Source organism: Pelotomaculum sp. FP (assembly GCF_004369245.1).
GTDB classification, from domain to species: Bacteria; Bacillota; Desulfotomaculia; order Desulfotomaculales; family Pelotomaculaceae; genus Pelotomaculum_C; species Pelotomaculum_C schinkii.
In genome coordinates, this window is record NZ_QFGB01000108.1 from 1 (window position 1) to 4327 (window position 4327).

Consider the following 4327-nt stretch of genomic DNA (forward strand, 5'->3'; position numbering starts at 1 on the left):
TGCAGGACTGGATTATTGCCTTTGACTATTCCTTCAACCTGATTAAAGAGTTGATTAAAGAAAAAGGGCCGGACCATCTCGTCCTGATCACCGACGCCGGGCAACCGGGAAATAACCCTGTACCGGGATGGAAATCTTTTATCAAAACTCTGTTAGCCCAGGGGGTAAGCGAAGCGGATATCAATGTCATGGCCAAGGAAGTACCGGCCAGATTGATGGGGCTGTAAAAGCGGATAAGGGGTACACCATGACGACAAGAAACACTGGCATCATAGCGGACATTAAGAAATTTGAAACACATGATGGTCCAGGTATTAGAACAACAGTATTTATCAAGGGGTGTTTTTTGAGATGCAAGTGGTGTGCCAATCCTGAAACCCTGGAGTATTCACCACAGCTGTATTTTATTCCAAAAAAATGCATAGGTTGTGGCCAATGCGTTGAGAATTGTCCAGCAGGCGCCATCAGCGTGATGCCGGATAATAAGGTTAATCGACAAAAGTGCGTATTGTGCATGAAATGTGTGGAAGTATGCCCCTATTCCGCCTTCAAGCAGGCGGGTAGAGTGATAACAATTGATGAAGTTATGAAGGAGGTCGAAAAAGACAAACCATTTTATGGCTCAGATGGTGGATTAACGATAAGCGGAGGTGAACCTTTATACCAACCTGATTTCACAAGAGGGTTACTTAAAAAAAGCAAAGAAAAAGGGATTTCCACAGTTCTGGATACAACAGGTTATGCAAAATGGGAAGTATATGATGATCTCCTAGGGTTCACAGATATGGTCCTTCTGGATATAAAACATATGGATCCGGCAAAGCACCTGGAAGGGACCGGGGTATCAAACAAAATTATACTAGAAAATGCCAAATTGATAGCAGAAAAATGTAAAACAAGAATATCTATACCGTTGATACCTGGTTATAACAACACTTTGGAAAATTTAATAGCAACAGCAGAATTTTTAAAAACAATCAGTATTGAATGGGTGGATATTCTGCCATTGCATTCATTAGGGTCGAGTAAGTATGAATACCTTGGCTTAGCTTCACCTTATCCCAAAATAGGGGAAATAAATAAGGAGGAAGTTGTTAGGGCAAGGGATATATTTACTAAATATGGGTTTAAAACAACAATTGGACGAATGATGTAAGGTTAGATAAGATCCCTTGAGGTTTGTTAATTAACTATAAAGCGAAACAATAATTAAACGAAAGGAGATATATACATGGCAAATTTACGTACGAATTTTCTAGGAGTCGATATTAAAAACCCTGTTGGTGTAACATCATGCGATTACGGCGGGCACGCCTGGCTGGCAAAACGTGTTATTGATCAGGGAATTGGCTGGATTGTCGGAAAGACTTGTCACAAAATCGATGGGCCGCACCGCTGGCCCAGGCCGTTTTTCTATTCCTTAAAAAAATTCGGCCCCGAGTTGAAGGACAGCTGGGTATGCAGCCAGATGTTCCACAATATGCCTTACGATCAATGGCTGGAAACAGAAGGGCCCAAGACCTTAAAACTCTGCCGGGAAAATGATGTCCTGTTTATTGCCAGCGTATCCGGTATCGGGACAGATGCCGACAGCTGGACAAGCCTCTGCAAGGACATGGAAAACTTGGGGTGCGATATGATCGAGCTGGACACCGGCGGACCGCATGCCACCTTCGGAGCTGAAGAAGCCCATAAAGATGTGGGGGCGCCCCTCGCCCTGGATCCCACGACTGCCTATACGATAACCAAGGCTTGTGTGGATTCGGTAAAGGTGCCGATTATTTTCAAGATGACACCGCAGTGCGTCAACACGGCTGCTCTTTCGCTGGCTGTGGAGAAAGCCGGGGCAGCTGCAATTTCTGCAAACAACTCCTTCTATGGAACCTGGATCGACCATGAAACCGGTACATTCTACGGTGGACCCTATTCCTGCGGAGGGCTGATGGGAAGAGCCTGGCAGCTCTTCTCACTGGCAAAGGTTTTGGAGAGTACTGCCACTGTAAAAATTCCTGTAATCGGGATCGGCGGTATCTTTACGTGGGATGATTGTGTTCGTTACATGATGGCTGGCTGCCAGGTCACCGGACTATGCTCAGCGATTTATTCCCGCGGTGTGGGCGTTTTGAAAGATGCTATTGAGGGCATGAGCGCTTTTATGGACCGTAAAGGGTATAAGTCGGTGGACGAATTTACCGGCATGTGCGTAAAAGATTTCTCTTACATCAGGGATTGGCCAAGAGAACAATCCCCGATGGCGCATCCCACGCCCATTATTCCGGTATATGACCTGGAAAAATGCAACCGTTGCGGTATTTGTGAAAAAGTGTGCCCCTACGGCGCCATTAAATTGGACAAAGAAGCCGGCCCGGTTATCAATGACCAGTGCTATGGGTGTGCCTGGTGCCAGGGACATTGCCCGAAAGACGCCGTGTCAATGGTCTTGAAAGAAACAGGCGAGCTCATTTGGAACGGCCGTGGTCTTCCCAAGAAGTGGGTCAAAGAATAATAATCAGTTAGGATATGAAATATTGGTGGCGAATGTCCACCAATATTTCATATCTTCAGTCATATTAACTCCATAGGCACTCAGGATGTTCGGAATAGAAAAGGAGTTGAATTCTTAATGGCGGAATTAGGTATTTTAATAAGTTTAGCCCTCCTGATTTACTTTGCTTACCGCGGCTTTTCTGTGCTTTATATTGCCCCTATTGTGGCGATTTTAGCTGCGCTCAGCCAGGGCCTTTCACCGATGCCCGCTTATACCGAACTATTTTTAGGAAAAGCTGTTGGTTATTTTAAATCCTATTTTCCGGTTTTTATCCTGGGAGCTATGTTTGGCAAGGTTTTCGAAGCCACAGGAATGGCTGAATCCATTGCCAAGTATATTATTAAATCCATGGGCAAGGGTAAATATAAAGCCGTTGTAGCAGTTGCCATTGCCGGTATGGTGCTTACCTACGGCGGGGTTAACGCCATGGTAGCTATTTTTGCTATTTATCCTTTCGCCAGTGTCCTCTTCCGTGAAGTGGATGTGCCAAAGCGCCTCTTACCAGCTGTTGTGCTTTTGTCGGTAGGGACAATCACAATGGATGCTTTCCCCGGAACGCCCCAGGTCCAAAACATCATTCCTACCAAGTATTTCGGTACCGACACCTTTGCTGCACCGATTACCGGCACCATTTGTGGATTGTTGATTGTGTTACTATGTTTTCTCTGGTTTAAACATCGTATCCAGCAGGCTGAAGCAGCAGGTGAAGGTTATGGTACCGGCCATATTAATGAGATAGATGCTACCACTGAACGCAATCCCATTGATTGGAGACTTTCCATTTTACCGCTGCTGGCAGTCCTGATTATAAATTTTTTCATGACGAAAGTGTTTACCTGGGATCCTAACATATTGGAACCCTTCAAAAATATGAGCCTGCCTCTTATGGCGGCAAGCGTAAGCAGCATATCTGCTATATGGTCTTTGATCATTGCCGAAATCTGCGGCATCATCCTGGCCATTTGTATCGGATATAAAAACATGCGGGGTGTCGACAATATGTCGAAAGCCCTAAATGCAGGAGCCATTGGCTCTTTGGTGGCTGTCATGAATGTAGTATCAGAAGTGGGTTATGGTAATGTTATTGCCGCGTTGCCGGGATTTAAATCAATCTCAAATTTCCTATTGAATATTCAAATGGGTAATTCGCCGTTATTATCAGAAGCTGTTACTGTCAACGTTCTTGCCGGCATAACTGGTTCCGCTTCCGGTGGTATGGCCATTGCTCTGGACATTATGGGCAAACACTGGCTGGCAATGGCTAATGCTATAGGAATGTCGCCGGAAATATTACACAGGATAGCGTCTCTGGCTTCAGGTGGCATGGACGACCTGCCGCATAACGGCGCTGTCATAACTATTCTGTTGATTTGCGGCCTTACCCACAGGCAGGCCTACAAAGATATGTTTGCGGTAGTGGTTGCTAAAACTCTAGTGGCCTTCCTTGCAATCGGAGTTTATTATTTAGTTCATTCCGTTACAGGATTAGTATAAAACTAGTTCTAGAGGTAGAGTAAAAAGCTGCCCTCCTGGGCAGCTTTTTACAAAAGACACTTGGGGGTGTCAACATATCAGGGTATGTTACCGATTTAGGTAGCGGAATTTTGTGAACCTACCCAATGAGGAGTACCTGATCATAGCACAAACACTAGTTAGGGCTTGCTGAATAGGTTCTGATTTTAAAAACTGATTTTAGACAACCATATAAACAGTGCAATTTTGGCTCTCAAAAGCCTCCAAGATGGTGCATATAAAATGGTAAAAAAGAAGCCGGAGCCG

The 4327-nt window shown here is 44.9% G+C and carries 4 protein-coding genes; all 4 read left to right on the top strand.

What is annotated here, in order from left to right:
• A partial coding sequence (locus Psfp_RS21945) for a hypothetical protein (protein WP_348981176.1) occupies positions 1-227 on the top strand: 227 nt, incomplete at its 5' end.
• Between the two features lie 20 nt (positions 228-247).
• Complete coding sequence (locus Psfp_RS20700) at positions 248-1156, top strand: glycyl-radical enzyme activating protein (RefSeq protein ID WP_192895571.1); 909 nt, start codon at positions 248-250, stop codon at positions 1154-1156.
• Between the two features lie 75 nt (positions 1157-1231).
• Entirely contained in the window at positions 1232-2506 is a 1275-nt protein-coding gene (locus Psfp_RS20705) for a 4Fe-4S binding protein (protein ID WP_134220406.1), read from the top strand.
• A gap of 117 nt (positions 2507-2623) precedes the next feature.
• Complete coding sequence (locus Psfp_RS20710) at positions 2624-4042, top strand: GntP family permease (protein WP_134220407.1); 1419 nt, start codon at positions 2624-2626, stop codon at positions 4040-4042.
• The last annotated feature ends 285 nt before the right edge of the window (positions 4043-4327 follow it).

Bases quoted from the DNA above. Each gene is read 5' to 3' on its own strand.
- Psfp_RS20700 (WP_192895571.1), top strand. From the start codon at position 248: ATGACGACAAGAAACACTGGCATCATAGCGGACATTAAGAAATTTGAA.
- Psfp_RS20705 (WP_134220406.1), top strand. From the start codon at position 1,232: ATGGCAAATTTACGTACGAATTTTCTAGGAGTCGATATTAAAAACCCT.
- Psfp_RS20710 (WP_134220407.1), top strand. From the start codon at position 2,624: ATGGCGGAATTAGGTATTTTAATAAGTTTAGCCCTCCTGATTTACTTT.